Origin of the sequence: Streptomyces sp. NPDC048484 (assembly GCF_040651415.1) — a bacterium.
Classification (GTDB): Bacteria; Actinomycetota; Actinomycetes; order Streptomycetales; family Streptomycetaceae; genus Streptomyces.
Genome location: NZ_JBEZJY010000027.1, coordinates 60,496 through 86,581 on the forward strand (window position 1 = coordinate 60,496; position 26,086 = coordinate 86,581).

19 protein-coding genes and 1 pseudogene are annotated in these 26,086 nt (G+C 71.4%); 12 read left to right on the forward strand and 8 right to left on the reverse strand.

Translation table 11 applies throughout. The annotated features are described in order from the left end of the window. The first annotated feature begins 3 nt into the window (after nt 1-3). The 5 genes from AB0D14_RS26395 (at nt 4) to AB0D14_RS26415 (ending at nt 10,049) form a co-directional block, all read left to right on the forward strand. Nucleotides 4-1,224: an SGNH/GDSL hydrolase family protein gene (locus AB0D14_RS26395; protein ID WP_362783518.1), complete on the forward strand. Its 1,221-nt coding sequence runs from the start codon at nt 4-6 to the stop codon at nt 1,222-1,224. Nucleotides 1,225-1,233: 9 nt separating this feature from the next. Beyond that, complete coding sequence (locus tag AB0D14_RS26400; RefSeq protein ID WP_362783521.1) at nt 1,234-3,390, forward strand: GDSL-type esterase/lipase family protein; 2,157 nt, start codon at nt 1,234-1,236, stop codon at nt 3,388-3,390. Further along, the gene (locus AB0D14_RS26405; RefSeq protein ID WP_362783523.1) at nt 3,387-4,301 is read left to right on the forward strand and encodes a beta-glucosidase; all 915 of its coding nucleotides are present in this window, start codon (nt 3,387-3,389) and stop codon (nt 4,299-4,301) included. The genes AB0D14_RS26400 and AB0D14_RS26405 overlap by 4 nt, the downstream gene beginning before the upstream one ends. A 25-nt stretch (nt 4,302-4,326) precedes the next feature. Continuing rightward, nucleotides 4,327-7,455, forward strand: a complete 3,129-nt coding sequence (locus tag AB0D14_RS26410; RefSeq protein WP_362783526.1) for an alpha-N-acetylglucosaminidase TIM-barrel domain-containing protein — start codon at nt 4,327-4,329, stop codon at nt 7,453-7,455. A gap of 158 nt (nt 7,456-7,613) precedes the next feature. Next, a complete protein-coding gene (locus AB0D14_RS26415; RefSeq protein WP_362783529.1) occupies nt 7,614-10,049 on the forward strand; it encodes an NB-ARC domain-containing protein in 2,436 nt (811 codons plus the stop codon). A gap of 50 nt (nt 10,050-10,099) precedes the next feature. Here the strand turns inward: AB0D14_RS26415 and AB0D14_RS26420 are convergent, their stop codons facing one another. From AB0D14_RS26420 to AB0D14_RS26430, 3 genes are all read right to left on the reverse strand, one after another. Further along, nucleotides 10,100-11,326, reverse strand: coding sequence for a hypothetical protein (locus AB0D14_RS26420; RefSeq protein ID WP_362783532.1), 1,227 nt, complete (start codon nt 11,324-11,326; stop codon nt 10,100-10,102). 95 nt (nt 11,327-11,421) lie between these two features. Continuing rightward, nucleotides 11,422-11,796, reverse strand: coding sequence for a hypothetical protein (locus tag AB0D14_RS26425; protein WP_362783535.1), 375 nt, complete (start codon nt 11,794-11,796; stop codon nt 11,422-11,424). 93 nt (nt 11,797-11,889) lie between these two features. Then, a complete protein-coding gene (locus tag AB0D14_RS26430) occupies nt 11,890-12,837 on the reverse strand; it encodes a M56 family metallopeptidase (protein WP_362783537.1) in 948 nt (315 codons plus the stop codon). 135 nt (nt 12,838-12,972) lie between these two features. On the opposite strand from AB0D14_RS26430, the gene AB0D14_RS26435 reads away from it, so the two are divergent. Beyond that, a complete protein-coding gene (locus AB0D14_RS26435) occupies nt 12,973-13,893 on the forward strand; it encodes a glycosyltransferase (protein WP_362783539.1) in 921 nt (306 codons plus the stop codon). A gap of 166 nt (nt 13,894-14,059) precedes the next feature. On the opposite strand, the gene AB0D14_RS26440 is transcribed toward AB0D14_RS26435, so the two are convergent. Both AB0D14_RS26440 and AB0D14_RS26445 read right to left on the reverse strand, forming a co-directional pair. After that, nucleotides 14,060-15,778 (reverse strand): bifunctional 3'-5' exonuclease/DNA polymerase, encoded by a 1,719-nt coding sequence (locus tag AB0D14_RS26440; RefSeq protein WP_362783542.1) that lies wholly within the window; start codon nt 15,776-15,778, stop codon nt 14,060-14,062. Between the two features lie 128 nt (nt 15,779-15,906). Then, nucleotides 15,907-16,635: a Clp protease N-terminal domain-containing protein gene (locus tag AB0D14_RS26445; RefSeq protein ID WP_362783545.1), complete on the reverse strand. Its 729-nt coding sequence runs from the start codon at nt 16,633-16,635 to the stop codon at nt 15,907-15,909. A 75-nt stretch (nt 16,636-16,710) separates the two neighbouring features. On the opposite strand from AB0D14_RS26445, the gene AB0D14_RS26450 reads away from it, so the two are divergent. Then, on the forward strand, nt 16,711-17,934 hold the full coding sequence (locus tag AB0D14_RS26450; RefSeq protein WP_362783547.1) for a DUF2786 domain-containing protein: 1,224 nt from the start codon (nt 16,711-16,713) through the stop codon (nt 17,932-17,934). Nucleotide 17,935: 1 nt separating this feature from the next. Here AB0D14_RS26450 and AB0D14_RS26455 read toward each other — a convergent pair whose 3' ends face one another. Further along, complete coding sequence (locus AB0D14_RS26455) at nt 17,936-18,505, reverse strand: DUF4232 domain-containing protein (RefSeq protein ID WP_362783549.1); 570 nt, start codon at nt 18,503-18,505, stop codon at nt 17,936-17,938. Between the two features lie 239 nt (nt 18,506-18,744). On the opposite strand from AB0D14_RS26455, the gene AB0D14_RS26460 reads away from it, so the two are divergent. Continuing rightward, nucleotides 18,745-21,057, forward strand: a complete 2,313-nt coding sequence (locus tag AB0D14_RS26460; protein WP_362783551.1) for an FUSC family protein — start codon at nt 18,745-18,747, stop codon at nt 21,055-21,057. A gap of 46 nt (nt 21,058-21,103) precedes the next feature. Here the strand turns inward: AB0D14_RS26460 and AB0D14_RS26465 are convergent, their stop codons facing one another. Continuing rightward, entirely contained in the window at nt 21,104-21,613 is a 510-nt protein-coding gene (locus AB0D14_RS26465) for a hypothetical protein (protein ID WP_362783554.1), read from the reverse strand. 244 nt (nt 21,614-21,857) lie between these two features. On the opposite strand from AB0D14_RS26465, the pseudogene AB0D14_RS26470 reads away from it, so the two are divergent. Both AB0D14_RS26470 and AB0D14_RS26475 read left to right on the forward strand, forming a co-directional pair. Next, a pseudogene (locus AB0D14_RS26470) lies at nt 21,858-21,968 on the forward strand (30S ribosomal protein S18); the annotation flags it as partial. A 435-nt stretch (nt 21,969-22,403) separates the two neighbouring features. Further along, entirely contained in the window at nt 22,404-22,646 is a 243-nt protein-coding gene (locus tag AB0D14_RS26475) for a DUF397 domain-containing protein (protein WP_362783555.1), read from the forward strand. A 224-nt stretch (nt 22,647-22,870) separates the two neighbouring features. Here the strand turns inward: AB0D14_RS26475 and AB0D14_RS26480 are convergent, their stop codons facing one another. Further along, a complete protein-coding gene (locus AB0D14_RS26480; protein WP_362783558.1) occupies nt 22,871-23,347 on the reverse strand; it encodes an ATP-binding protein in 477 nt (158 codons plus the stop codon). A 364-nt stretch (nt 23,348-23,711) separates the two neighbouring features. Here AB0D14_RS26480 and AB0D14_RS26485 point away from each other — a divergent pair, with 364 nt between their 5' ends. Next, a complete protein-coding gene (locus AB0D14_RS26485) occupies nt 23,712-24,536 on the forward strand; it encodes a helix-turn-helix transcriptional regulator (RefSeq protein ID WP_362783681.1) in 825 nt (274 codons plus the stop codon). 80 nt (nt 24,537-24,616) lie between these two features. Further along, the gene (locus AB0D14_RS26490; protein ID WP_362783561.1) at nt 24,617-26,077 is read left to right on the forward strand and encodes an aldehyde dehydrogenase family protein; all 1,461 of its coding nucleotides are present in this window, start codon (nt 24,617-24,619) and stop codon (nt 26,075-26,077) included. The last annotated feature ends 9 nt before the right edge of the window (nt 26,078-26,086 follow it).

Here is a 26,086-nt window from a genome sequence, read left to right on the forward strand (position 1 = left end):
CTCATGCAGGGGATACGCGGCAGGCTCGCGGCTCTGCTCCTGGCGGTCGCGGCTGTCGTGGCCGGGACGGTGGCGCCCGCCGGGGCCGGTCAGCAGGACGATCGGCGCGGCTGGACGGGAACCTGGGCGACGGCGGCCAGCGAGCACTACGAGGTCTCGGGGATGTCCGAGGTGACGGTACGGATGCCGGTGCACACCAGCGTCGGCGGTTCAACCGTACGCATCCGGCTCACCAACGCCTACGCCACCGACCCGGTGACGATCGGGCACGCGACCGTGGGCCTGCGTGACGGTGGTTCCGCCGTGGCGCGCCCGTACGACGTGCGGTTCGGCGGGAAGCGCGAGGTCACGATCCGGGCGGGCGGCGAGGTGGTCAGCGATCCGGTTGGCCTCGCAGTCCCGGCCCTGGCCGACCTGGTGGTCAGTCTCCATCTGCCCGGTCAGGTCACGCACATCACCGATCACTGGTGGGCGCAGCAGACCGTGTACTGGACGGACTACGGGGCGAGTGACCACGCCGCCGACACCGCCGGTGACGCCTACACCTGGACCACCACGAGCTGGCCGTTCCTCAGCGGCGTCGACGTGACCGCGCCGAGGACCGGGGCGGTGGTGGCGCTCGGCGACTCGATCACCGACGGGTCCTTCTCGACCGCCGACACCAACCAGCGCTGGCCCGACCTGCTCTCCGCCCGGCTGAACGCCTGCCGGCCCGGCGCCGGAGTGCTCAACGCGGGCATCACCAGCAACCGGATCACCGCCGGAACCGAGACCAACCCTTCGGCGCTCGACCGGCTCGCACGGGATGTGCTCTCCCAGCCGGGCGCCAGGACCCTGATCCTCTTCGAGGGGATCAACGATCTCGGCGGGGCGAGTGCCGAGCAGATCATCGCCGGGATGACGGAGATCGCCGACCGGGCGCACCAGCGCGGGATGCGGGTCGTCGGCGCCACGGTCACGCCGTACAAGGACTTCACCTGGGGCGGCTGGAGCGAGGAGACGGAGGCGCGGCGACAGCAGGTCAACGCTTTCGTCCGGGACTCCGGCGGAGTCTTCGACGACTACGCCGACTTCGACCGGGCGGTCCGGGACCCGGCGGATCCGCGTCGGCTGGGCGGCGCCTACGACTCCGGTGACCATCTGCACCCCAACGACGCCGGGATGCGGGCATTCGCCGACTCCATCGACCTGACGTCGCTAGGCCTCGGCCGCGGCTGTTCCTGAGGAGGAACCGTGTCCAGACGGCTTGAACACCTACGCGGGCACCGAAGATTCGCGGCCCTGGCCACAGCGTTGGCGGCCACCCTGGCAGCCCTGCTCCCGGCGGTCCCAGCCGCGGCCGACACCAAGCAGCCGCAGTGGGCGGGGACCTGGGCGACCGCACAGCACGCCTCGTACGATCCGGGCACCTCGGAGGTGACGGTCCGGATACCGGTGCGGGTGAGCGCCGGCGGGTCGAGCGTACGCATCCGCCTGACCAACGCCTTCACCACCGAGCCGGTGACGATCGGGCACGCGACCGTGGGGCGCGGTGCCGGTGGCTCCGCCGTCGCGAAGCCGTACGAGCTGCGGTTCGGCGGCAAGGACGAGGTGACGATCGCCGCCGGGGAACAGGCGGTGAGCGATGCCGTCCGGATCCCCGTGCCGGCCCGCGGAGACCTGGTCGTCAGCCTGTACTTCCCGGGCCGGCTCACCCACATCAGCCAGCACTGGATGGGCCTGCAGACCGTCTACTGGACGCCCGACGGCGGCGGCGACCACGCCTCGGACGCCGACGGGGACGCCTTCACCCGGACCGACTCCGCCTTCCCGTTCCTGACCGGTGTCGACGTACAGGGCGCAAACGCGGCGGGCTCCGTGGTGGCGCTCGGCGACTCCATCACCGACGGCGCGGCCTCCGCTTCGAACGCCAACCGGCGCTGGCCCGACTATCTGGCGGGGCGGCTGTCGGCCTGTTCCACCACCGCCGGAGTGCTGAACGAGGGCATCAGCGGCAACCGGATCACGGTCGGCGTCGACGGCAACCCGTCGGCCATGGACCGGCTGGAACGCGATGTGCTGTCGCAGCCGGGCGCCCGGACGGTGATCCTGTTCGAGGGTGTCAACGACCTCAGCTGGGGCGGTGCCACCGGCGATCAGGTGATCGACGGTATGAAGGAGATCGGACGCCGTGTCCACGCGCGCGGGCTGCGCCTGATCGGCGCGACCGTCGTCCCGTACCGCGGCTGGGGCGACTGGTGGACCGAGGCCAAGGAGGCCGACCGGCAGAAGGTCAACACGTTCGTACGCGACTCCGGCGGTGTCTTCGACGGCTACGCAGACTTCGACAAGGCCGTACGGGATCCGGACGACCCCACCCGCTACGGCGCCGCGTTCGACTCCGGTGACCATCTGCACCCCAACGGCACGGGGATGAAGGCGTTCGCCGACGCGGTGGACCTCGCAGGTCTGCGTGTGGCCCGCGACTGCCCCTCGGCCCGCGTCCGGCTCACCCCGTACCGGCCGACCCTGCAAGCCCACGGCGACGGCACGGAGATCATGTCGACCGTCACCAACACCGGCACCAGAACGGTCACCCAGGTCAGCACACGCCTCGATCTCCCTGACGGCTGGTCCGCCGAACCGGCCGGCGGCACGCGGACACGCTCCCTCGCCCCGGGCGACAGCGCCGCCGTCACCTGGACGGTGACCCCCGCGGCCGACGCGGCCTGGGGCACCCACGAGATCGGCGTACGCACATCCTTCCTCCAGGACGGCCGTACGCGGCGTGACTCCGACAGCGTGGACGCGACGGTGACCCCCGCTCCGTCCGAGGTCCGGGCGCCGTACCTGACGACCGCCACCACCACCGAAGAGGCCCAATACGCGCAGAACGGCGACCAGTTCGCCATCTGGGCGGGCGGCCAGGACCTGTCCGGCTGGAAGGACGAGAAGGCGGCGGTCTACCTCGCCGACGCCGCACCGCCGTCCGGCACCGTGAGCGCCCGGATCGTCGGTCAGACCGGCAGCGGCCCTTCCGCCAAGGCGGGGATCGCCGTCGCCAACGACCTCACCGCGCCGGCGGCGGGCGGCTACGCGGTGCTCACCATGTCCGCGCAGTACGGCCTGGAGTTCCTGACCGACAGCGACGGCGACGGACGGCTCGACACCTGGGCCGGTGGCGGCGGCTCCACCCACCCCGCCTGGCTGCGCCTGGTCCGCGACGGCACCACATACACCGCGTACTCCAGCGTCAACAACGGCCTTTCCTGGACCGAGATCGCGAGCGCGGACGTCCCCTCCGCGAGCGGCGCCCTGGACGCCGGCGTGGTGGCGAGCGCCGTGAACCTCAACTACCCCGGCACCACCGTGCAGGCCGTGTTCGACCACTTCTCAGTGGAGACGAGATGACAACCCATCGCCTCACCCAAGCCCCCTACCGCCCCGGACAGGACTTCCTCCCGCCGCCCGTCTCCCTCACCGTCACCCCGGCCACCCCTGAGCCGGGCCAGGCCGTGGCCCTGACCGCCACCCTCAAGAACACCACCGGCATCACCCTGCGCAACACCGTCCTCTACCTCGCCGTGGGCGACGTCGAGGAGTCGGACGGCCTGGGCGACATCGCGCCCGGACGGTCGGTCACCCGCAGTTGGCGGACCAGGCTCCCCGACGACGCCGAGGGAGTGGTGCCCTGCCTCGCGCACGCGCTCTTCGACGTGCACGAGCACGGATCCGACTGCACCCGCGCGACCTCGTCGCTGAAACTGCCGTACAAGTCGCTGGCCAGTGCCTTCGACAACGCCGGCATCTCGTCCGACGACGCCACGACCACCGCCGACATCGACGGCTCGCGTTCCAGCCTGTCCGCCCAGGCGCTGGCATCGGTCGGCCTGACCCCCGGAGCTTCGGTCACCTACGACGGGACGGCCTTCACCTGGCCGGACACCGAGCCCGGGGCCAAGGACAACGTGGTGTCCTCCGGGCAGACCGTACGACTGTCCGGCACCGGCTCAAGGCTGGACTTCCTCGGCACCTGCACCTGGGGCGACGGCAAGGGGCCCGGGAAGGTCGTCTACGCGGACGGTACGGAGCAGGCCTTCTCCGCCGAGGTCCCCGACTGGTACTGGGCGAACCCCGCGGCCGCGGTGGTGCTGCCCTACCGCAACACCCCCTCGGGCCAGGACAGGAACCCGATCAGTCTCTACACCTTCGGCGTCGAGCTGGAGGACAGGGAACTGCACTCCGTCGTGCTGCCGAAGGTCAGCGACGGCCTGCCGAGCGGTGGTCCCGCTCTGCACGTCTTCGCGATGACCGTCGCCTGAACCGAGAAGTTCTGAGAGGACATCCATGACAGGCAATCACCTCCTCAGCCGCAGAGGCCTGCTGACCGGAGCGGCCGCGTTCGGCTCAGTGGTGCTGCTGACCCCGCCGCCAGGTGCCCACGCCGCGCCGGCGGCCGCGGACACGGTCGCGAAGCCGTTCGACACGACCCCCGCGTCGGTCGCGCTGCGACGGCTGCTGCCCGACCACCACCGGCAGGTGACGCTGCGCGCGCTGGGCGCCGGCAGTGCCGACCGGTTCAAGGTCACCGGCCGGGCCGGGGCGATCACCGTGGAGGGCACCAGCCCGGCGGTGTTGCTCACCGGCTTCAACACCTATCTCGCGCGGGCGGCGAAGGCCGACATCTCCTGGAACGGCGAACAGCTGAACCTCCCCAGGTTGCTTCCGGCCCCCGACGGGGAGATCGCCGGATCGGCGAACGTGCCGCACCGGTTCGCCCTCAACGACACCAACGACGGCTACACCGGCCCCTACCGGGACTGGGACGCGTGGCAGCGCGAGCTGGACGTGCTCGCGCTGCACGGCATCAACAGGGTGCTGGTCTACACGGGCGCCGATGCCGTCTACTACGACACCTTCCGGCAGTTCGGCTACTCGGACGCCGAAATGCGGGCGTGGATTCCGGCACCGGCCCATCAGCCGTGGTGGCTGCTGCAGAACATGTCGGAATTCGGCGGCCCGGTGTCCAAGCGGCTCATCGAGAGGCGCGCCGATCTCGCCCGGAAGATCACCGACCGGGTGCGCGAACTGGGCATGACACCGGTGCTGCCCGGCTACTTCGGCACCGTGCCGGACGACTTCGTCGCCAAACACGGCGGGGACGCGGCCGTGGTCCCGCAGGGCCCCTGGGGCGCCTTCAAGCGACCCGACTGGCTCGACCCGCGCACCACGGCCTTCGACGAGGTGTCCGCCGCCTTCTACCGGGCCCAGTCGGAGCGGTTCGGCGACAGCACGATGTACAAGATGGACCTGCTGCACGAGGGCGGCAACCCCGGTGACGTTCCGGTGGACGAAGCCGCGGCAGCCGTCGAAGGAGCGCTCCAGAAAGCTCACCCGGGCGCGATCTGGGCCATCCTGGGCTGGCAGTCCAACCCGTCCACGGCGCTGCTCGACGGGGTCGACAAGTCCCGGATGCTGATCGTGGACGGCCTGTCCGACCGCTACACCACCGTCACGGACCGGGAGAGCGACTGGGGCGGCACCCCGTACGCTTTCGGCAGCATCTGGAACTTCGGCGGCCACACCCCGATGGGCGCCAACGCCCCGGACTGGGTGGAGCAGTACCCCAAGTGGCGTGACAAGGAAGGCAGCGCGCTCGCCGGTATCGCGGCCATGCCGGAAGCCGCCGACAACAACGCGCCCGCGCTCGCACTCCTCACCGACCTGGCGTGGACACCCGGCACCATCGACCTCGACGACTGGTTCGCCGCGTACGCCGTGTCCCGGTACGGAGGCGAGGACCCGCACGCCACCGCCGCCTGGAAGACCATCCGCGACACCGCGTACAACATGACCCGCAAGGACGGGTGGAGCGAAGCACCCGACGGACTGTTCGGGGCCCGGCCGAGTCTGGGCGCCAACAAGGCCGCCGCCTGGGGCCCGGAGGCCGACCGCTACGACACCACGCTCTTCGACGCGGCCCTCACCGAACTGCTCCAGGTCGCGCCGCGACTGCGCGACAGCTCCGCCTACGCCTACGACCTCGCCGACGTGACCCGTCAGGTGCTGTCCAACCGCAGCCGTGTGCTGCTGCCCCGGATCAAGGCGGCGTACGAGGCCCGTGACCGGGCCGGCTTCGACCGGCTCACCAAGACCTGGCTCAGCTGGATGAAGCTGATGGACAAGGTGCTGGCCACGTCCCCGCAGCACCTGCTCGGACGATGGCTGGCGGATGCCCGCTCCTGGGGCGCCACCAAGGCCGAGAAGGACCAACTGGAGTACGACGCACGGTCGATCATCACCACCTGGGGAGGCCGGGCGAGCAGCGAGGAAGGGCTGCACGACTACGCGAACCGGGAATGGGCGGGGCTGGTCGGCGGCCTCTACCTCACGCGCTGGAAGACGTACTTCGCCGCGCTGTCCACCGCCCTCGCGACCGGCAAGGAGCCGGCCGGGATCGACTGGTTCGCGCTGGAGGACCGCTGGGCGCACCAGCACGACAGTTATCCGGTGAAGACGTCGGGTGACGTCCACAAGCTGGCCCGGAAGGTGCGGGACACCCTGGCCACCGATCCCCATCAGGTGGCGCTGACCGGGTCCGCCGACCGGGGAGCGGTGGCGGAGGGCCACCCGGTGACGGTCAAGGTCTCGTTCACCAACCGCAACGGCTTCGGGCCGGCGACGGACGTGACGCTGTCCGTTGAAGCGCCGGAGGGGATGACCGCCGAGCCGGCCGGAGCCACCACCGCGGCGTCGGTCGCCCCGGGCGAGACCTTCTCGGCGAATTTCCGGGTCGCCCTCACCAAGACTGTCGGCGCGCTGGTCTCCCGGGTGCCGGTGGGCGCGTCCTACCGGACCGGCGGCGCGCACGGCTCGGCCTCGGCGGCGGTCCGGCTGATGGCGGGCACCGGGGTGGTCGACCCCTACCGGAGCTCCTCCTCCAACGACGCGGTCTTCGGCCAGACCGGCGACGCGATCGCCATCGAGGGCGCGGGCGCCGACCTGTGGGGCGGCACCAACGAGTTCGGCACGGTCTACCGCCCCGCCGCCTTCGGGTCCTCCTCGACCGCCACCGTCCAGGTCACCTCGCAGGACACCACCGGCGGCTGGGCCCGCGCCGGGCTGGTCGTCCGCAACGACCTCTCCGAGAGCGGCAACGGCTCGGCCGGCTACGTCAACCTGGCGGTGACTCCGTCCAACGGCTGCGCGCTGTCCTGGGACTCCGACGGCAACGGCGGGTTCGACTCCATCGAACTGGCCGGTTCCCTGGCCGCCCCGGTGCATCTGCGGCTGACGCGCTCCGGCGGCACGTACACGGGCGAGTACAGCCGTGACGGCGTCTCCTGGACCAAGGTAGGCACTGCCTCCCCGGGCGCTGTTGCCGCCACCCAGGACATCGGCGTCTTCATGACGGCCGCGAACGGCTGGACAGACACCCGCGGGATCGCCGCTTTCGAGGACTTCTCCATCGACTGAGTGGACGGTCCGGTCCGGTCCGGACCCGGCCAGGCCAGGCCGGGTCCGGACCGGGGCCGCATCACGTGTCTCCGGCTCAGGAACCCCGCGCGTCGCTCCGATCCTGTCGATACCATTGCGGGGACGCCGAGTTGGGGGAGCCCTGGGTGGAACCGCTGATGAGTGTGGTGCTCTCGACTGTCGGCACCGTCGCTTCGGGTGCTCTTTCCGGAGCGGGCGGTGAGATGGGCAGGCGGACCTCCGAGAGGCTCCACGGTCTGCTGAGCCGGGCACGTGCCGAGGACGAGGGAGGGCGCGGGCGAGCGGGCACCGGTTCCGGAGAGGGTGAGCCGGGGCCCACCCTGCCCGCCGGTGAGCCCGAGCAGACGGCAGCCGCGTTACGGCTGATGGAAGTCGCCCGTAGGTCACCGGAGTTCGCCCGCGAAGTCGCGGAGTGGGTCAGTGAGGCCTCCTGGCTGGCGCCGCGGGCCGTGCCTGCCCTGGCTCACGGTGCCTCCCGTCCGCAGATGCTGCCGCCGGCGACCTCGGTGTTCACGGACCGCGAGGACGTGGTCGAGTGGATCACGGCACTGCTGGACGGTGACGACGCGGACCCTGTGAACCCCGTACCGGCAGCGCCGGCGATCGCCGCCCTCACCGGGCCGGGCGGTATCGGCAAGACGGCCGTCGCCGTTCGGTGCGCGTACGCACTGCGGGAGCGGTTCCCCGACGGGGTTCTGTTCGTGGACCTGGCAGGCGCGTCCGCGGGTACGGCTCTCCCCCCTTCCGACGTGCTTGCGCGGTTCCTGGAAAGGCTCGGGGTGCCGTCCGCCATGGTGCCGGGTGACGAGGCCCGGCAGCGGGATCTTTACCGCGACTGCACGGCCGACCGGCGCATGATGGTCGTACTGGACAACGCCCATGCCGACGCCCAGGTCGTTCCCCTGCTCCCGGCTTCGCCCGGGTCCCTCGTTCTGGTGACGAGCCGGCACCGTCTTGGCCGCCTCGTGGCCGAGCACGGGGCTCGTCCGTTCGTCCTGAGGCCGCTGTCGACCGCGGATTCCGTCCTCCTGCTCCGGCGGGTCGCGGGGAGTGAGCGAGCGACGGCTCCGGACACGGTCGTTCAGGCCGTCGCGGAATCGGCCGGTGGTGTTCCTCTCGCGTTGTGCACCACGGGTGCCGGCCTCGCCGTCAGGGAACACCTGTCCTGGGAGCGGGTGGCGCGACAGCTGTCCGAACGGGTCCACGGCCAGGGAGGCGAAGGGGACGCCATGCGAGAGGGGAACCCCGACGACGCTGTTCGCCATGCGCAGGATGTCGCGTACAGCGAACTGACTCCCGAGTGCGCCGCGTTCTACCGTGCGCTCGGGGGGTGGGCCTGGCCGACCGTGACCGTCATGTGCGCCGCGCAGGCCGCCGGTGTCGAGGAGGACCAGGCCCGGGAACTGCTGGAGCAGTTGGCCGGGGCGCATCTGCTGGAGGAGGTCGGGGAGGAGCGCTACCGCTTCCATGACCTGGCGCGGGCGCACGCACGTGAGCTCGCGGTGGCGCAGGACGGTCACGGCCGCATGGCCGCCGGGGTCCGCCGGGTGGCGGTCGCGCTCCTGCGTTTCGCGGCGGAAGCGGACTTCCGGGTCATGCCGCTGCGCTGGCGGCTCGGCCCCGCCTATCGGACCCTTGCCCTGCCCGAGGACCCGGCGGACCGTGACCCTGCGGACGGCAAACACGCGCTGGCGGAACTGCGCCGCGAGCGCGAGAACCTCGCGGCCGTCATCCGGGCGGCCGATCACCACGGCTTCGACGACCTCGTATGGCAGTTGTGCGAGGCCATGTGGGGTCTGCATCTGAAGCTCGGCTTTCATGCCCAGTGGATCGACACGCATCTGCTCGGAGTCGAGGCGGCCCGGCGCAGTGCGGCGGAGTTCGGTGACCGGCGCGCGGTGGGTCGCATGCTGGTGCAACTCGCCTTCGGGTATATGGGATCCGGGAGGGCGGACGAGGCCAAGGCCGTCCTTGAGGAGGCGGTGGCCGCGGACCTGGCCTGCAGGCACCACCGCGGGCAGGCGAGTGCTGTCGAGGCCCTCGGGCTGCTCCACCTCAGGCTGTGGGAGCACGCGGAGGCCCAGCGGTGCTTCGAGGAGGCGCGAACGGTCCTGGGGCGAATCAGGGAGGGCGACGACGGGTGGCAGGACGTGCCCCGTGCCGAGGCGCTTCTGCAGCATCACATCGGTCGTTCCCAGGCCCGGCGGCGGCACTTCGACGCCGCCGTCGCCCGGCTCAACGACGCGCTCGCACGGTTCCGCCGGCTGCCGAACGGCGGCGACTCCTACAACGTGGGCCGGGTCTACATGAGTCTGGGCGAGGCGCACCTGGACGCGGGGGACGCGGACCTCGCGCGGGTGTGCCTGGACGAAGCCGTCAAGGTCATGGAGGAGGACGGGTCCGGACTGCAGCTCGCCGACGCCGCCTTTCTGCGGGCTTCCTGCCATCGGCGCTCCGGCCGCTCGGCGGAGGAGGCGTCGGACCTCCGTACTGCCGCCGCGTGCTACGAGAAGAGCGGCGACCAGGTGGGCCTCGACCGGATGCGGGCGCGTCTGGCCGAACTGGAGGTGTGAGGGTCCCGCTCGTGTGGCGTGCCTGCCTCACGCGCTACGCGCCTCGCGGCTTACGGCGCGAGGAGCTCGACAGTGACGCGGTGTGCCGTGGCGCCGGTGCGTACGGTGATCTCGGGGAGGGCCTCGTTCAGGGGCCTCCCGCTCGCGAGCCAGGCGTAGAGCGCGGAGGCGTAGGCGGCCGGGTCGCACAGATCGGGTCGGCCGTCCGGATCCGGGGCGGCGGAAAGGCGTACGAGGTCTCCCGCGCGGGTGCGGACGACGCAGCGGTCGGGCCCGTCGACGTAGGCGACCAGCCCGCAGTACGGGTACCGCGCGAGGGCCTCCGACGTCCAGGCGGCGGGCGGGCCCACGCGTGGGTCGTCCGCCGCCGCGCACCGCACGACGACGTCCGCGAGCTGTAGCCGGCCAGTCTCCCGTGTCTCCTCGTCGACCACGGTGTGGGTGGTGTCGGCCTGCTCCGCCGGGCCTTCCGGCAGGTCCGGCCCGTCGCCGACCACGGCGTGACGCACGACCGCGACGTGTGGCGGATCCGTGCCGATCGCCCCTGTGAGCACGCGAACCGGTGCGGTGCGGCGGGCGGGTGCGTAGGGCGGCAGGGGCAGCGGGTCGAGCAGAGCCGGGTGGTCTTCGGGCTCCTTGAGATCCATGAGGTCGTAGAACAGGCGGCGCAGGAGGGTGGCCGACTCTCCCGGTGACGAACTGGTCTGCTCCGCGAGTTGCTTGTACTGGCCGGGCTCGTGCAGTGCGATCGCCCGGTCGATCTGTTCCCGCAGACTTCCGTGGCGAAGAAGACGGGGTGCCGTTCGCCCGAGGGCGGCTACCGGGGAGAGCGGATCGAGGTCCTCCTGGGGAAACGTCCCGAGGACGACGGGGACGCCTATGGACGCCGCGTAGTAGGTGACGCTGGAGTGGTCACCCAGGACGCAGTCGGCCGCGATCAGTGCCTGTCTCCACCCTTCGAGCGGTGAGATGGCGTCCAGACCGGCTCGACGGGCACTGTCCAGCCAGGCGCGAACCTGGCCGGGGCCGTGACCGTGCCAGATGTTCGGATGCAGGACGGCGGTGGTCCGGTACTCATCGGCCGGCAGCTCGGCGGCCAGTTGTGACAGCAGCCGGGGCAGCAGATCATCGGTGCCGCCGAAGAGGGACCGTGACGACCAGGTCGAGCTGACGACGATCAGCCGCTGGCCCGGCGCCACGCCCAGGGCACGGCGGAAGCGGTCGCGCTGGGGGAGGGCGGCGAGGACGCGGTCATAACAGGGGTCCCCGGCAAGCACCGCGGTGGGCGCTGCCTCAGGACACGACGCACGCAGCCTGGCCAGCTGTTCGGGGTGGGACAGGACAGTGGCGGTGGCGAGCGGACGCCCGTTCTTCAGGAGCCACTCCGGCGACAGTCCGAAGACCGGCGTCCGACGTGTGGTGTCTGACGCCTGCCGCCCGGTGTCCGGTGTCCGGTGTCCGGTGTCGCCAGCTTCTTATTGTAGCCCACGCCGTGCGACAAAATGGACAACTTTCCTTGTATCGCCTCCAGTTCGCCGCCATAGCTCGCCGCCACCGCCAGGTCGAACGTGGTGTCCTTGGCCTGTTCCCAAGGGAGCACCGGCAGTCCTGCCTGTGCCAGCAACTCGGGCACACCGGCCAGAAACGGAGACGAACCGGTGCAGGTGGCGAGCAACTGCACGCGAACGTCGCTGTGGAACAGCGGAAGCACATCCAGCAGGCGGGTCGCGGACGTGACGTTGTGCACGATGAAAAGGACGCGACGGCAGTCCGCGCGGGTGACCCATCGCCCCGAGTCCTCGCCCACTGGTACGCGCAACCGCTCTGCCCCGAACACGCCCTAGGAGGCCAGTGTCGTCAGGGCCGGGGCGAAGGCGATGAGGAGGGGGATCAAGGGGGCCAGTGCGGCGGCCGTCGTGGTGCCTCGGCGGTGGGTTCGGGTGAGGCGGGGCGGGGGGTCCAGGAGCCGTTCCACGCGTTGGTGGAGCAGGGGCCTGGGGGTGGCGCAGGAGAGGACGCCCCGGTGCTGGTTGAGCTCGATGAGGGCCAGTGCGGTGGTGCGGTGGCCGCAGCGGCGCGAAGCCGTGTCGTCGGCGGAGAGTTCGACGAGGCGATGGGTCTGGTCCCGGAAGTGGCTGAAGACCGGGATGCCCGGGAATCCGTCGGCCAGGGCCTGGGAGAAGTGCAGCAGCCAGTCGTGGTGGGCACGTGCGTGGCCGAGCTCGTGGGCCCGGATGGCGTCCAGTTGGTGAGTGGTGAGGCGCTGCAGGGCGCCCGTGGTGACGACGAGCTGCGGCGGGCTGCCCGGCATCCACCAGGCGTCCGGGTACTCGTCCTCCAGCACGAGGAGCGGGCCGCGGGAGGCCGGCAGGCCGGCCGGCAGCTCGGGGGCGCGTTCCCGCAGGTGCTCTCGGCGCAGACGGCTGCGCCTGCGGGCCTCCGTCACCTCGCGGGCGAGCATGGCCGTGGTCCAGGCGGCGCCTCCGGCCAGCAGCAAGGCCAGCGCGGTGGTCCAGGGCGGGGCGGCGGCCAGGTCGTACGCCTCGGTGACGGCGGCCGGCGCGGGCGCGAAGACGTGGGCGCGGACGGTGTGGAAGACGGCGGAGGCGCTCAGCACGAGCGACGTCAGACAGCAGAGCAGGACCGTGGCCACCAGGCACTGCCACACCCACAGCGCGAGGACGGGCTCCCGCTCGGGCCAGGAGGCGCCGGTCAGGACGCGGGGAGCCACCACGGCGGCGGTCAGCGCGACGGCCGCCATCAACAGGAGCGAGATGGATACGGTCATGTCGTGGGCTCCTTCCTCTCGGTCCTCGCGGTCCTCATGGACACGCTACCGGTCGGCGACGCGGGCTCTTAAGAATCCGCGTACGGGGAGAGTCCTTACCGTGAACGGCTAGCATCGCTCCCTGATGGTCCGACGATGTCGAGGGTTGGGGTGGGCACCGTGTCGGTGGGTCCGCGGATCGCGGTGGCCGTGGTGACGATGGGGACGCGGCCCCAGGAGGTCGACGCGCTGCTCGCGTCGGTGGCCAAGCAGGACGTCGCACCCGAGCGGATCGTGATCGTCGGTAACGGCTGTCCGCTGCCGGAGTTCGCCGAACGGCTGGACCTGCCCGGCGAGGTCACCGCCATCGAGGTCGACGAGAACCTCGGCTGCCCGGGCGGCCGCAACGTCGCACTGCGGCGGCTGCGGGAGTTCGGGGACGTGGACGTCGTCGTCGAACTGGACGACGACGGACTGCTCGTCGACCCCGATGTCCTGCGGACGGTACGGGACTTGTACGCCGCCGAGCCGCGACTGGGCATCGTCGGATTCCGTATCGCCGACGAGAACGGCGAGACCCAGCGGCGGCACGTACCCAGGCTCGGTGCCAAGGACCCCATGCGGGGCGGCGAGGTGACCTGCTTCCTCGGCGGCGGCCACGCCCTCTCCATGGAGATGCTCGCGCAGACCGGTGACTGGCCCGCCGAGTTCTTCTTCGCGCACGAGGAGACCGACCTGGCGTGGCGGGCCGCCGACGCCGGCTGGACCATCCGGTACGCGCCGGAGCTGCTGCTCCAGCATCCGAAGACGTCACCCGCCCGGCACGCCATCTACCACCGCGTCACCGCCCGCAACCGGGTCTGGCTGGTCAGGCGCCGGCTGCCGCTTCCGCTCATCCCCGTCCACCTGGCGGTCTGGATCGCGCTGACCCTCGTACGGACCCGGTCCGCCGGTGGGCTGCGGGCGTGGTTCGGCGGCTTCGCGGAGGGACTGAGGGCGTCGGCCGGGGAACGCCGGCCGATGCGCTGGGCGACGGTGTGGCGGCTCACCCGGCTGGGGCGTCCGCCGATCATCTGACCGCCACTGCCACTGCCACTGCCACTGCCACCGCCGTCCGGAACGGCGGGAGCTTTCGCCGCGCACCGCGCACCGCGCTCGTCGCTCACCGCGCTTGTCCCGGCCGGGGGTGGGCGCCGGTCAGGTACGCACCTGCCCGCTGCTGCCCGCGGCCCCTGGGCGCGGGTCACTTCGCGTCCGCGTAGCACTCCACCACCGCCGTCGTGAACGGGAACCGCACCGGTGTCTCCCCGAACGTCAGCCGCCCCGCCGCCTCCGCCGACTCCCGGATCGCCTCGACCACCGCGTCGGCCTCCTCCGCGGGGCAGTGCACCATCACTTCGTCGTGCTGGAAGAAGACCAGCTCGGCCGCCATGTCCCGACAGGCGCGGCGGAGCCCCGCGAGCACGAGAAGGGTCCAGTCGGCGGCACTGCCCTGCACCACGAAGTTACGGGCGAAGCGGCCCCTGGCGCGGGAGTTGGTGGACGCGTACCCGGGCACCCAGTCCTGGGCGTTCCCGGGCTCGGCCCCTTCACGCGGACCGCCGGCGGCCTGCTCGCTCTCCGGAATCCCCGCTTCCTCCCCCGAGGAGTCCGAGCCCGCCGCCGGTGGGCAGGTGCGGCCCAGCCAGGTCCGTACGAGCCGGCCCTCCTCGCCCGCCCGTGCCGCGTCGTCCACGTACGCCACCGCCCTGGGGAAGCGGCGGCGCAGCAGCGCGAGGTTCTTGAGGCCGTCGCCGGACGTCTGACCGTAGATCGCGCCGAGGACGGCGAGTTTCGCCTGTGCGCGGTCGCCGGAGAAGGCCCGGTCGGAGACGGACTGGTAGAGGTCGCTCGCGCGGCCGGCCACCTCCATCAGGCCGGGGTCGCGGGAGATCGCGGCCAGCACGCGTGGCTCCATCTGGTCGGCGTCCGCCACGACGAGCCGCCAGCCGGGGTCGGCGACCACGGCTCGCCGGATGACTTTGGGGATCTGCAGCGCGCCCCCGCCGTTGGTCACCCAGCGGCCGGTGACGGTGCCGCCCGCCAGGTACTCCGGTCTGAACCGCCCGTCCCGCACCCAGTCCTGGAGCCACGACCAGCCGTGGGCGACCCAGATTCGGTACAGCTTCTTGTACTCGATCAGCGGCTTCACCGCCGGGTGGTCGATGCTCTCGATCTCCCAGCGGCGGGTGGATCTCACCTTGATCCCGGCCTGCGCGAAGGCCTTGACGACATCCGCGGGCAGGTCGGGCCGGACCCGGCGGCCGAACGCGGCCGACACCTCCTCCGTCAGCTCGGCCAGCCGCCGTGGCTCGCCGCCGCCCGCGTACCGTTCGCCGAGCATTTCGTGCAGCACCTCGCGGTGCACGTCCGTGCTCCACGGCAGCCCGGTCGCGTTCATCTCCGTGGCCACGAGCATGCCCGCCGACTCGGAGGCCGTGAGCAGCCTCATCCGCCCGGGGTGCGCGGTCGCGTCGTGTCTTCGCTGCTGGTGTCCGTACACCTCGATGAGCGGAGCCAGCGATAGGTGGCTGAGGCCGGAGCGCGGCTCGAAGAGGGAGGACTGCGAGCCGGGCTCGGCGGAACGCTGCGGGGGGTCGGGCGGTACGGGGCCGCCGCGCAGTCTCGCCAGGGCGGCGGCGGCCGAGCGGGGCTCGCCGAGCCGTCCCTCGTGACCGAGCAGGAGGGTCTCGGCGGCCTCCAGGTCGTAACACCGCTCCACGCGGACGCCCTCGGCGCGCAGTCGCGGGTAGACCTCCGCGGTGGCCCGCCACACCCAGCGGGTGACCTCCGGCCGGGAGCGTACGGACTCGGCGAGGTCCGGCTCCCGCAGGAGTGGTCCGGCGGGCAGCCCGTCGGGGCCGAGGGGGGCGAGCTCGGCGCCGCCGTCCTCGGCCGGCGCGAGAGCCCACCGGTCGGTCATGACGCGAGTCTCGCAGGAGGGTCTGACAATCCCCCCGGCCCAGGGCAGTCCTACGGGGCCGGCCCAGGGCAGTCGGGATGGGGCCGACCCGGGGCAGTCCGTACGGGTCCGGCCCGGCCCGGGGCCGGTCACTCCTGGAGAGGCTTCGTCACCTTCTCCAACTCCTCCGCGACGTTCGCCTCGGTCGCCGTCTTGTCGACACCGAGTCCGCTCAGTACGCCCGTGCCGGCCTCGTGCTCCAGCAGGGCGAGCAGGATGTGCTCCGTACCGATGTAGTTGTGGCCCAGGCGCAGTGCTTCGCGGAAGGTGAGTTCGAGGACCTTCTTGGCGCCGCCGTCGAAGGGGACGAGTGCGGGCATGTTCTCCGAGCGCGGTGGGAGGGCGGCGGTCGCGGCCTCGCGTACGGCGTCCAGGGTGACGCCCTGCGCGGTGATCGCCTTCGCCCCCAGGCCGTCCGGCTCGGCGAGCAGGCCGAGGATCAGGTGCTCGGTTCGGATCTGGTCGTTGTCCGCGGTCCTGGCCTCGTTCTGGGAGCCCACCACCACGTTCCTGGCCCGCGGTGTGTAGCGGCTGAAGCCCTGGCTGGGGTCGAGGTCCGACTCGCCCTTCGGTACGAACCGCTTCTGGGCCGCCTGCCGGGTGACCCCCATGCTCCTGCCGATGTCCGTCCAGGACGCGCCCGAACGCCGGGCCTGGTCGACGAAGTGCCCGATCAGATGGTCTGCCACGTCGCCCAGGTGGTCCGCGGCGATCACCGCGTCCTGGAGCTGGTCGAGGGCGTCTTCGTGGACCTTCTTGATGGCCTCGATGAGGTCGTCGAGGCGTACGGAAGTGGTGGCGCGGGGATTCGTGGTCATGTGTCAACCGTAGGTTGACAGTGGGGAGGTGTCAACCCCGGGTTGACATACTCGCTCCCGTGGCACGATCGAGGAATGAGTAGTACGTCCACCACGGTGGAGCGCGCCTTCGGGGCAGCCCTCTACGCCGACTCCGACGCGGCCCTCGACACCGGTGCCTCCCTGCTCGCCGCCGACCCCGCCTCCGACGCCGAACTCGCCCGCCGTGGTGAGGAGTTCGTCGCGGCGGCCTGGCGGCGCGGCTGGCAGCCCGCCGACGTCGTACGGATCGTGCGGCGCGAGCTGGACGACGTGCACGAACGCCTCGTGGTGGAGCTGGTCCTCGCCGAGGCCGGCCGGGACCGCCGCCCCCGGGGCGCGCGCTGGGCGGCGCAGCTCGACGAGTTGGACGGCGATGCGTCGGCTGCCGGGCGCGGAACACCCCGAACGGACCGATTCTCGTACGCGACCGCCGTCCTGGCGCTGTACCGGCTGCTGCTCCGCCTGCCCTCCCTGGAACCGTTGGACGCGCATGTAGCCGCGTCCGGGCTATCCGGACTGTCCGGGATGTCCGGGCCGTCCGGGGGCGCCGCCGTCCCGCGGGACACCCGCATGCTCACCCGCATCCGCGCGCTCCTCGCCAAGGCAGAGGCGACCGGGTTCCCGGAGGAGGCGGAGGCGCTGAGCGCCAAGGCGCAGGAGCTGATGGCGCGGCACAGCATCGACGAGGCGCTGCTGGCGGCGCGGACCCACGCCAAGGACGCGCCCGGCGCCTGCCGGATCGGTGTCGATCCGCCGTACGAGACAGCGAAGGCGGTCCTCCTCGACGCGGTGGCCGGGGCGAACCGCTGCCGCGCGGTGTGGAACGAGGCTCTCGGCTTCTCCACCGTCGTCGGCTTCGAACCCGACCTGGAGGCGGTCGAACTCCTCTACACCTCCCTCCTCGTGCAGGCCACGACCGCGATGACGAAGGCGGAGGCGGCCCAGCGCGCGGGCGGCAGGAAGCGTACGAAGTCCTTCCGGCAGTCCTTCCTCGCCGCGTACGCGCATCGCATCGGCGACCGGCTGGCCGAGGTCGCCGACGAGGCGACCGATGCGGCGACCGACGGGGCCGAGGGCCAGGCGGCCGCCGCGGAGGGGGAGTTGCTGCCGGTCCTCGCGGCTCGCGACGTCGCGGTCGCGGACGAGACGCAGCGCATGTTCCCGGACATCGTCACGACCCGGATGCGCGGGGTGAACGACCTGGCCGGCTGGGAGGAGGGGGCCGCGGCGGCGGACCGCGCCCAGGTGAGGGCGCGCCCGCCGCTGCGACGCCCCTGAATCAGTCGCCCGCCCGCTGGAGCGGGGTCACCGACGCGTCCGGCTCGCCGCCGCTCCGCAGGGCCACCTCGCCGTACTTCCAGGCGAAGGACAGCTGACCGGTGTCCGCGGCGTCCGCCCCTGGCAGCCCGAACTTCACGGTCCCCACGGCGGCGCTCTTCGCCGCGTCACCGGCGGGGCCCCGTACGTACGTGATCGTGAAGCTGACCGTCTCGTCCTGCTTCACGGTCAGCTTCTCCGGCTTCGCGGACTTGTCCGCGGCGACGGCCAACGTGGTGCCGCCGGCGATCAGGTCGACGGAGGGGAAGCCCTCCAGCGTGCAGTCGGCTCCGGATTCGTTGGTGAGGGTGGCGGAGACGGTCCCGGTGTCGCCCGCGGCCGGGGCCTCGCTGGCGACGACCTCCTGGCCGAGCTTGTCGGCCGCGCACGCGCTCGAGGAGCTGCTCTTCCCGCTGCCGGTCCCGCTGCCGGTTTTCTTGTCACCGCCGCCACCGTCGTCGCCGCCGCAGGCGGTCAGGGTCAGAGTGAGCGTCGCCGCGAGGGCGGTGATGGCGATCGGCAGGGTGCGCATGGGTTTCCTCTGGACTCTGGGACTCTAGGACTGGGTCGTGCGCCCGAGGCGTGGCGGTGCTCTCCGCGGTGCTCTCCGGGCCGGTGATGGTGCTCGTAGATCATCGGGCATAGGGCATCAGGCATCGGGCATCGATCATCATGCGGTTCCGCGTGCCCGGATTCCACCGCTGGCCGAACCTTCACACATCCCTGGCCCCGGATACTCCGCCTGCTCAGCCCCTCCCGTACGCTGGCGCGGTGAGCTGGCGACGAGCGCTTAAGGACACCGCGCGCTCGGGGCTCGCCGTGGAGAGGACGCGGCTCGAACCCCTCGTCGCGGTGCGCGGAGCGGCAGGGCTCGCGATCGTGGTCGCGGTGAGCCTGTGGGCCTTCGGCCCCGCGGCCGCCGCGAGTTCGGCGTTCGGCGCGTTCCAGGCGGCGATCGCGACCTTCCAGCGCAGCTGGCGCCCCCGCCCCGAACTGGCCCTCGCCTCCGGTGCGAGCCTCGCCGTGTCCACGTTCCTCGGCTACCTCACCATCTCCCAGGAGCTGCTCTTCCTCGCTCTGCTGGTGGGGTGGGCGTTCACGGCGGGGATGAGCTGGGCCGCGGGCCCGACCATCGGCCTGATCGCGTCCTCGAACGTGGCGATCATGCTGGTGACGGTCACCCTGCCGACCTCCGTCGCCCAGGCCGCGGGCCATGCCGCGATGATGATCGTGGGCGGTGTCGTCCAGGCGGCGCTGATCGTGCTGTTCCCCGTACGACGCTGGGGTGCCCATCGTGACGCGCTCGCCGACGCGCTGGCCGCCGAGGGCGACTACGCGCGCCGCCTGCGCGACAACCCCCTCGCGTCCTTCGACCCGCTGCCCCTGATGGAGGCCCGCAACGCGGCCGCCGTCACCCCCCGCCAGGCCCGCCGCCGTCCCGCCGAACTCCACGGCGCCCGCGGCATCGCCGAGCGCATCCGCCCGGTCCTCGCCTCTCTCGCCGACCCGGCGATGGGCGTCCCGGCGGAGGGCCCCGCCCGCGACCGGGTCCGTGAACTGCTCGCCGCCGCCGGCGCCATCCTCGACGTGGCGGCCCACGCGATCCGCCGGGGCGAGCCGGTGGCCGTCCCGGCCGCGGCCCTTGCCACCTTCCGCACCCCGGACACCGGCAGCATCCTCACCGGCCGCCCCTATCGCGCGGCGGCCCGCCTCAACACCCTCCTCCAGGACGTGATGGAAACGGCGGGCGGCAGCACCCCGAAGGCCCCTGGGGAAACACCCCAGCGCTCCCGCAGCCGCCCCACCTTCCTCGCCCTGATCCCCACCGCGCTCACGGCCATGCGCAAGGAACTCCGCAAGGATTCCCCCATAGCCCGCCACGCCACGCGGGTGTCCGCGGTCGCCGCCGCCGGATACGTCCTCGGCACCGCGCTCCCTCTCGGCCACGGCTACTGGGCACCGCTGACCTCGGTCATGGTCATGCGCCCGGACTTCTCGCAGACGTACAGCCGGGCGGTGGCCCGTCTCGGCGGCACCGTCGTCGGCGTGGCCGTGGCCACGGCCGTGGTGCGGCTGGCCGACCCGGGCACCTACCTGTCAGGCGCCCTCGCCGTGGTGAGCGCCGCGCTGATGTACCTGCTGATGCGTACGGGCCAGTTCGCCGCCCAGGGCTGTATCGCCGCGTACGTCGTCTTCCTGCTCGGCATGGGCGGCGAACAGTGGACCCAGACCGTGCCCGAACGCGTCCTGCTCACCCTGCTCGGCGGACTCCTCGCGATGCTCGCGTACGCCGTCTACCCGGCGTGGGAGACGGCGCGCCTGCGCACCCGCCTCGCGGACTGGCTGGCGACGCAGGGCCGTTACGCGTCCGTGGTCTTCGGTTCCTACGCCGACCCCGCGCTGAGGAACGTCCCGGACGTCCGGGAGGCCCTGCTCACCGCGCGCACCGCCCGCGCGGCCTGGCACACCGGCGTGGCCCGTGCCCTCGCCGAACCGGTCCGCCACCGCGGCCTCTCGCGGACCGCCGCCGACGACGCCGAGGACGCTCTCGCCCAACTGGGCCGCGTGGCCATGCTCCTGGAGGCCCACCTCCCGGAACGCGGCGCGACCCCGGTTCCGGCAGCCGCCGGCCTCGCTGCGGCTCTGCGCGAGTCCACCCAGCAGGGCGCCAAGGCCATCCGTGAGCGCCGGGTGCCGACGTGGGACGCCGTACGGGCCGCCCTGGACGCCTGGGAGACGCAGTCGGAGGCGGAGGCGGAGGCCGGAAACCCGGCAGCCCCCGGCACCCCCGCCAGTGCCGACACCCCCGCCGGCGCCGAGCCTTCCGACAGCGCCGAGCCCTCCGGCAGTGCCAAGCCCTCCGCCGGCGCCAAGCCCCTCACCCCGGCCACCCCCGACAACGACACGTTCGTCCGCGATACGGCGCGGCTCGTCCTCGACACTCTCACCGAGCTGTCCGAGGCCCTCGACACCGCCGTACCGCCCATGAGGCTCGACGGGACGGCGGCCGCTGAGACGGCCGCGGAGAAGCCGGACGGGCCGCGGAATCCGGAGGACTCCGCGGCCCGCGGGACCGGCGCCTAGTGCCTGGCGCCTGGTTCCTCATGCCTGATGCCTGATGCCTGCGGTGTCAGGAACCCAGACTCGCCGTAGGCAACCCGGACGGCAGGCCCTCGCCCTCGGACTTTGTGTACGTCTCCTTGCCGAAGCCCTCCCAGGTGACCTTCAGCGTCGTGGAGTCGACGGAGTTCACCATGCCCTCGGCCCGGTCCTTGTTCCCGTCGGAGCACTTCAGCGTGATCATTTGCATGTCGGACGTCTTGCCGACGGTGCCGCTGCACACGGACCCGCTCGTCGAGAACAGCCCGGCCTTCTTACCGGTGATCACCAGTGCCACGGCCTTGCCGCCCGTGGTGGCCAGCCAGTTGCCCTCCAGCTCGCCGGCCTCGCCCGTGCTGTCGCCGGAGCCGCCACCGGTGTCCGCAGATCCGGTCGGTGCCGTGCTCGTCCCGGGTGACGAGTCCTCGTCACCGTCCCCACCGTCGCCGCTGCAGCCCGTCGTCAAGGAGAGCGCGGCTGTCAGCGCCGCCGCCGCGGCCGTGATTCGCGCCTGCCTGCGCGAGAAGGTCGCCGAAGTCACTGAAGCCCCCAAGGGTCTGGCCGGACGAGTCGCCGGTACCCGCCGGGTACCGCCGGTGGCGTCGATGCCACCGCGACGACCGCTGCAAGCTACCGAACACTTGCCCAGTGCTCCACCTTTCAGTGCACCTGGACAGGACACCGAGGGCAGTTGGACGTGCGGGGTCGGCGTGCGGGGTCGCCGCGCTCGTACGGTACCGGTGTCGGCCGTTCCACTCGGAGCGGCTGGTAGGTGCGGCCGCGGCCGCGGGAGGATTCGCAGTCGCAGGGTCACCCGGGTGTCTGCCCGGCAGCGGCGCCGACCGGTCCGTGTGATCAGGGACGCCCGCGAGAGGGCTCTGCTGCCGTACGCGTCGGGCCGGCCCGGCCGCGCCGACAGCCGCATCGGGCGCCCTGGGTCCCGCCAGGCCCGCCAGTTCCCACAGTTGCCCCGGTTGTCCACCCCAGTTGCCCCGGTTGTCCACCCCAGTTGTCCCAGTTTTTCGAGGTCGCCGAGGCCTCCGTGGTGGTCTTGACAGCACCCATGTCCCCACCGCCCCCGCTCCGATCGTTCAACCGCCGGGTGGGGCGGGGCCGTTCTGCAACGCGGAGGGCCCGGGGCGCGTCTTCTCCATGGCGGGGGCCGCATTGGAACGATTCGGGGTTCGCAACCGTCAAAGTTGTAATCAGGAGACCACCCCCCGTGCACGTGCATATGCCCATGCATCTGCATGTGAAGACAGCTATGATCCGGGGCAGTTGACCACGGCATCAATGGCAACACCCGCCAATGCACCATCGGGGAGCGACCTGTGGACCACGACGTGTACAACGGCATGGCTGCCACGGAGCTGTACGAGGCGGCCTGGCAGAAGAGCAGGCACAGCAACTCGCAGGGTTCCTGCGTGGAGTTCGCCCGGCTGCCGGGCGGTGAGGTGGCTGTGCGCAACTCGCGCTTCCCCGACGGACCGGCCCTCGTCTACACGCGCGCGGAGATCGAGGCCATGCTCCTGGGTATCAAGGACGGCGAGTTCGACCACCTGATAGCGGGCTGAGGGCAGGCCGCGGCCCGGCTGACGGCCGTACCCGGCCGGAGTGTGCGGGGGTGCTCGGCCGCATCCCGCGGGTCCCGGGCGTCCCGAAAACCCCAGGCATCCCGTCAACCGCGGGCGTCACGCAAACCCCAGGCGCCCCGCCGAACCCGGGGTGCGAAACGGGCGCAGGCCCCCGGGGCCCGTAACGCGCGTAGAACCACGACGCGAAAAAGCGCCGTGGTGCACTACACGGAGGATCCCAGCCGGAACAGCGCCCATACGACCTTGCCGTCGAGCGTGCCGGCCAGCGGGTGCCAGCCCCAGCCGTCGGCGAAGGACTCGACCAGGAACAGGCCGCGTCCCGACTCCGCGGAGAAGTCGTCGGAGTCGCCCGCGACCGGACTGTCGTGGCTGGGGTCGCGCACCGCGCACACGACTCTCTCGGTCCACCGCATCAGGTGCAGCCGCACGGGCGGGTCCTGGTCGGCGGAGCGAGGGGTGTCCGAGGGCAGGGCGTGCCGCAGCGCGTTGGTGACGAGTTCCGAGACCACCAGACAGACGTCGTCGAAGCGGTTGCCGACGTCCCACTGGTCGAGCGTGCAGCGGGTGAACCGCCGTGCGTCGCGCACCGCTTCGTAACGGGCCGGAAGGGCGCAGGAAGCGGCGTTGGACACGGTCGCGGGGTCCAGTGGTGGAAGCCCCTGCCGTAACGGCTCGAGCATGGTCGATCCATTCGTCCCCATGCGAAGGCACTCCCGGGGTTCGCGGTCGTTGCGATGCAGCGGTGGCGCGAGACCATCGTTCCGCCTGTCTTCAGCAGATGCAAGGGCAGATGCACGTGCACGCGCCCGAATTGGACCTTCCCATGCCACTTCTTGGTCATTTTTTCCGCCATCTCGGCGCCACTTTTCTGGGTCTGGCTTGTCTTCTCCTTGTCGTTTCCTGCGTGACTTCCTTGAAAGCTTGCTGTTTCTGTAACCGAACGAGTACTGCTTGAAGTGTTTTAGTGGCAGACTGCGGCCCTTGGAACGGTTGGGGAGGCTGACGAACGTGAGCACGCAGGAGTCGGGATCGGTGGTACGGCGCATGCTGCTCGGCTCGCACCTTAGGCGGCTGCGCGAATCGCGCGGGATCACCCGGGAGAAGGCCGGTTACTCGATCCGTGCCTCCGAATCGAAGATCAGCCGTATGGAGTTGGGCCGGGTGAGCTTCAAGACGAGGGACGTCGAGGATCTGCTGACGCTCTACGGGGTCACCGACGAGGCGGAGCGCAGGTCACTGCTCTCCCTCGCAAAGGAGGCCAACGTCGCGGGCTGGTGGCACAGTTACTCGGACATCCTGCCCAGCTGGTTCCCGACCTATGTCGGCCTGGAGGGCGCCGCGTCCCTGATCCGGTCGTACGAAGTCCAGTTCGTGCACGGCCTGTTGCAGACCGAGGCGTACGCACACGCGGTGGTCACCCGCGGCATGAAGGGCGCGAGCGGGGCCGACATCGACCGGCGCGTGGCCCTGCGCCTGGAGCGCCAGAAGTACCTCGTGGCGGAGAGCGCGCCCGAGTTCCACGTGGTCCTGGACGAGGCCGCGCTGCGGCGGCCGTACGGCGACCGGGGTGTGATGCGCGGTCAGCTCCAGCACCTCATCGACATCTCCCAGCGGCCCAACGTGCGGCTCCAGGTCATGCCGTTCAGCTTCGGCGGGCACGCCGGGGAGAGCGGTGCCTTCACGATGCTCAGCTTCCCCGAGTCCGATCTGTCCGACGTGGTCTACCTGGAACAGCTCACCAGTGCGCTGTATCTGGACAAGCGCGAGGACGTCGCCCAGTACGAGAAGGCGATGAAGGAACTCCAGCAGGACAGTCCGGGCCCCGACGAGAGCCGCGACTTGCTCAGGGGACTGCTCCAACTCAGTTGAAACACCCGTACGATGACATGTGATCAGACCGTGAAGATGAACGGGCTGTTGCCTGCGGCAGCAAGGGATTGAGGGATCACATGTCGTCCTACTTCACCGACCTGGCTCAGCAGTACATCGACGGCCGATGGCGCACGGGTACCGGTTCCTGGGACATCATCGACTTCAACCCGTACAACGGTGAGAAGCTGGCCTCGATCACGATAGCCACGGTCGACGAGGTGGATCAGGCCTACCAGGCCGCCGCCCGTGCCCAGAAGGAATGGGCGGCGACGAACCCGTACGCGCGGAGGGCCGTGTTCGAGAAGGCCCTGCGGATCGTCGAGGAGCGCGAGCAGGAGATCGCCGAGGCGATCGTCGCGGAGCTCGGCGGCACGCATCTCAAGGCCGGCTTCGAACTGCACCTCGCCAAGGAGTTCCTGCGCGAGTCGGTCAACCTGGCGCTGCGCGCCGAGGGCAGGATCATCCCCTCGCCGGTCGACGGCAAGGAGAACCGCCTCTACCTCGTCCCGGTCGGCGTCGTCGGCGTGATCAGCCCCTTCAACTTCCCGTTCCTGCTGTCGCTGAAGTCCGTGGCGCCCGCCCTGGCCCTCGGCAACGGCGTGGTCCTCAAGCCGCACCAGAACACCCCGATCGTGGGCGGTTCCCTGGTCGCGAAGATCTTCGAGGACGCGGGCCTGCCGGCCGGTCTGCTCAACGTCGTGATCACCGACATCGCGGAGATCGGCGACGCCTTCATCGAGCACCCGGTCCCGAAGGTCATCTCCTTCACCGGCTCCGACAAGGTCGGCCGCCATGTCGCGACCGTCTGCGCCTCGAACTTCAAGCGTTCCGTCCTCGAACTGGGCGGCAACAGCGCCCTGGTGGTCCTGGACGACGCGGACGTCGACTACGCCGTGGATGCCGCCGTCTTCAGCCGTTTCGTACACCAGGGCCAGGTCTGCATGGCCGCGAACCGCATCCTCGTGGACCGCTCGGTCGAGGCGGAGTTCACCGAGAAGTTCGTCGCCAAGGTGAAGACGCTGAAGGTCGGCGACCCGGGCGACCCGCAGACCGTCATCGGCCCGCTCATCAACTCCTCGCAGGCGGACACCGTTGCGGCCGCCGTGGCCCAGGCGCTCGCCGAGGGCGCCACCGCGCTCGTGCACGGCGCCACCACCGACAACCTCGTCGAGCCGACCGTCCTGACCGGTCTGCCCGCCGACTCCGCGATCCTCCGGCAGGAGATCTTCGGGCCTGTCGCGCTCCTCGTCCCGTTCGACGGCGAGGAGGAGGCCGTACGGATCGTCAACGACACTCCGTACGGGCTGAGCGGCGCCGTGCACACCGCCGACGTCGAGCGCGGTGTCTCCTTCGCCAAGCGGATCGACACCGGCATGTTCCACGTGAACGACGGCACCGTGCACGACGAGCCGCTGGTCGACTTCGGCGGCGAGAAGTCCTCGGGCCTCGGCCGGCTGAACGGCGAGGCGACGGTCGGGACGTTCACCACCCAGAAGTGGATCTCGGTGCAGCACGGCCGCAGCTCCTTCCCGTTCTGAGCCCTCGCC